Raw genomic sequence first — 506 nt, 5'->3', positions numbered from 1 at the left:
TATTGATGATGAGTATACAAAGCAGCTTGAGTAGTAAAATCTTGTGCTATGAATGCATAGGCAGGCAAAGAATACATGTGTTGAGCTACTAAAGAAGTAACAACTCCCAAAGAAGCTAGAGCAAGACCTAATTGAAAGTGAAGAGAGTTATTGATTGTGTTGTAAAGACCCTTATGCCCGCGTCCTAATAAGCCTCCCGGAGGAACATGTGCTTCTAAAATATCTTTTATGCTGTGTCCAATCCCAAAGTTGGTTCTATACATATGACCAGCAATGAAAAACACAAATGCAATAGCTAAATGATGATGCGCGATATCAGTTAGCCACAAACTTTGAGTTTGTGGATGGAATCCCCCGAGAAGAGTTAGAATAGCAGTTCCCGCCCCTTTAGCGGTACCAAATAAATGACTGCTGGAATCAGGATTTTGAGCATAAAGATTCCACGGACCTGTAAGAAGTGGTTCCAACCCTTGGGGATGTGGTACTACATCTAAAAAATTATCCCA

At 40.5% G+C, this 506-nt stretch carries 1 protein-coding gene; it reads right to left on the bottom strand.

Translation table 11 applies throughout. The annotated features are described in order from the left end of the window. The coding region (locus tag IE038_RS25845) for a photosystem I psaA/psaB family protein (RefSeq protein ID WP_229775759.1) at window positions 1–506 on the bottom strand (506 nt) is incomplete at both ends.

This window comes from Pseudomonas laurentiana, assembly GCF_014648275.1.
Lineage (GTDB): Bacteria > Pseudomonadota > Gammaproteobacteria > Pseudomonadales > Pseudomonadaceae > Aquipseudomonas > Aquipseudomonas laurentiana.
Note: the sequence above shows the minus strand (reverse complement) of the source record. Positions and strands in the feature narration are given on the sequence as shown.